Raw genomic sequence first — 2,620 nt, forward strand, 5'->3', positions numbered from 1 at the left:
CTTCTTCTTTTTTGTTGATACTTTGGATTTTATTTTGGATTCAGTGGCGGACACGGGATTACATTTTCATGCCCTTGCCCGTTTTCTTCTGCGGCTTCTCCTGCTGCTGTTGCTGGCGGGCGTCCTTCGGGTTGGTCTGACCTTTCTGCAACGGCTCTCTCAGATTCTTTGTAGCCTCGTTGGTCTTGCCATCGTTGTTCACCGCCACCTGCGTGCGGCTCTCGTTGGACGGAGCAACCTGCTGTGCATTGTCAGGGTTCGTGTCGTAGCGGTACGGGCGTCCCTTCTCCGGGTTGAACTTGATATACATCGTGGCATGGAAGCCCTGCTTGTCGGTCACGTTCTCCAGCTTCACGGCTTTACCCGCCACATAGTCGGCTTTCTGCTGGTCGGTGAAGCTCACGCCGCTCCATTTGCTGATGGGGCGGATGCTGCCGTCCTCGTTCGTCCACGTGTTGCGGCGTTGCTCCTTCTTGGTCTGTGCGGCATTTTCCCCGCCCTGCGCCTGACTTTTCGATGTGTCGCCTTTGGTTTCCTGTGTCTGTGCGGTACGGGGCGACTTGCCGGTTCCCGGCACGAACTCCACGCCGCGCTGCTCCACGTTCACTTGCAGGGTGGTGACGAACTTTCTGCCGTCGTTGCGCTCGATGAGCTTGTCGCGTACGGGCAGTCCGGCGCGGAGCATGTCCCGCTCCTGCGTGGTGATTTCCGTCTTGCCGATGCGCTCCGGGATGCGCACCCTGCTTGCCGGAATGTCCGTGATTTCATTCGTCTTGCGGTCGATGCTGATGTAGGAGGGGATGATCTCGCCCGTTTCCCTGTCCACAATGTCCACGACCCTACCGAGATTGCCCGTTTCGCGGAGGTTCTTCCGGTCATTGTCGGAGAATTTGTGTTCCTTGTACTCATCCAGCTTCTGCTCCTTGCGGATGAAGTGCGGCACGAGGCTGATGTTTCCCTCACCGTCCTTCTTGAAGGAGAGGCGGGCGTCCAGCTCGAATGATTCGCCGCCGAAGGTCGGTTTGACCTTTACCAAGTCGGACTTGCCATAGTTGAGCATCTTCGTAAGGTCGCCGGACTTTTCAAGGTTGTCCCGCTTTACGCCCCATCTGTCCTCCAGCTCCTGCCAGTTGATTTTACTCTCGTCGATGGGCTGGTAGCCACGTTTGCCCTGCATCTGTTCGGATTTGTCCTGTTGCTGTTCTTTCCGTTGTTCCATGTTCTCCTGTTTTTGAGGTTCTTGTTTCTCTGTCTGTTGTGCTGCCATCTCTTCCTGCACCTTCTTCTCATAGTCGGAGGTGTCCACCTTGTGAGGGGCGAGCAGCTCCTTGTTCGCTTCGGGGTCTTTCAGCAGTTGCTTCATCACCTCTAAGAGATTTTCAGCTTGGTCTGCCGCAATGCGGTAGAAACCGAAGCGGCTGGGTTCCTTGCACTGCCGGAAGAAGTTCTTGAAGAAGTTGTCCAGCACGTCGCCATGTCGGTCGAATTGCAGGAAACTCTGCGCGTTCTCCGCTTTTGCGGGGGTGCGCTTGGGTGTGCCGTCCGCGTTCAGCCCGGCTACCACGCTGATCTCGCCTGTCTTCTCGTCACGGACTACCAGCACGTCCTTTTCGTCTTTTTTCTTTGCCATCTGAAAAATGTTTTAATGGGTTATTTATGAAAGAAATTATGGATACGAGCCTTGTAGAAGGCTATATCTTCCTTTTTGAAGTCCTTGATATGGTTGGAAAGGAATGTCAGCACGTCCTCCTCGCTGTAATAGGTCTTCTTGCCCAGCGTCTTGTAGGGCAATGCGCCTACGCTGCGGTAGCGTTGGAGGGTGCGTTTGCTTATCTGGAGCAACATGCACAAATCCTGATTGTCGAAAAGGCGGATGCTTTCCGTGATAGTGGGCTGTTTCCCCTCAGCCTTCATCGCCAGCAGCAGTTCGTCCTGACGGTCGAGCCGTTCCATCAGCTTCTGCATCCAGCCCTCGAAGTTGTTTCGTGTGAGCAGTTCCATGACCTATGTCCTCCTTCCTTTTGGTTTGCCGCCCGTGCGCAGCGTGTGGTTGTGGAACAGGGTGTCTATTGTCCCTTCCTCGTTCCTTACTGTGTTGTCCTCCAATAGCCGCAGTATCTCGGAAAGGCGGTAGCGGCAGCTTCCGCGTACCACCACATACTCGATACGGTGGTCGGTGCGCATACGCTGCATGGTGCGCTTGCTCACGTTGAGCATCTTCGCCGCCTGTGCCGTGTCAAGCAGCTTGTCTTCGGTTTCCCGCTTCCGTTTCTTCTCGTCCCTTGCCTCGCGGATGTACCCTGCGATGTTCGCAATCTGCGCCATCATCTCCTTGTAGGCGGAACTTTCCATTGTTATCACTTTCATGTTCAGTCCTTTCTTTTTGTTTCTGCGACAAAATTCGGCAATAAACAAAAGGGGCTTTAACAACTCACTACGTGACTCACGTAAGATTTTTGCGGAAGATGGCTCCGTAACCCGGTCAAACGGCGCAACAGGCAGCCTTTCAGCGGAAAACGATACGTCTTGTATGCCGTTTCGTTACCTTTGCGGCAAACTCTAAATGACATGAATATGGAAATAGTATCTATCGAGAAAAAGACTTTCGAGATGATGGTGG

The 2,620-nt window shown here is 53.9% G+C and carries 4 protein-coding genes; all 4 read right to left on the minus strand.

Going from position 1 to position 2,620, the window contains the following annotated elements; all coding sequences use genetic code 11:
* Positions 1-58: 58 nt before the first annotated feature.
* Complete coding sequence (locus DW039_RS19960) at positions 59-1,630, minus strand: DUF3945 domain-containing protein (RefSeq protein WP_004291455.1); 1,572 nt, start codon at positions 1,628-1,630, stop codon at positions 59-61.
* A 20-nt stretch (positions 1,631-1,650) separates the two neighbouring features.
* Positions 1,651-2,001 (minus strand): helix-turn-helix domain-containing protein, encoded by a 351-nt coding sequence (locus tag DW039_RS19965; RefSeq protein WP_004291454.1) that lies wholly within the window; start codon positions 1,999-2,001, stop codon positions 1,651-1,653.
* A gap of 3 nt (positions 2,002-2,004) precedes the next feature.
* The gene (locus tag DW039_RS19970) at positions 2,005-2,367 is read right to left on the minus strand and encodes a helix-turn-helix domain-containing protein (protein ID WP_004304264.1); all 363 of its coding nucleotides are present in this window, start codon (positions 2,365-2,367) and stop codon (positions 2,005-2,007) included.
* Between the two features lie 56 nt (positions 2,368-2,423).
* A partial coding sequence (locus DW039_RS21140) for a hypothetical protein (protein ID WP_207810854.1) occupies positions 2,424-2,620 on the minus strand: 197 nt, incomplete at its 5' end.

The organism is Bacteroides sp. AF39-16AC (assembly GCF_003602735.1).
GTDB lineage: Bacteria > Bacteroidota > Bacteroidia > Bacteroidales > Bacteroidaceae > Bacteroides > Bacteroides uniformis.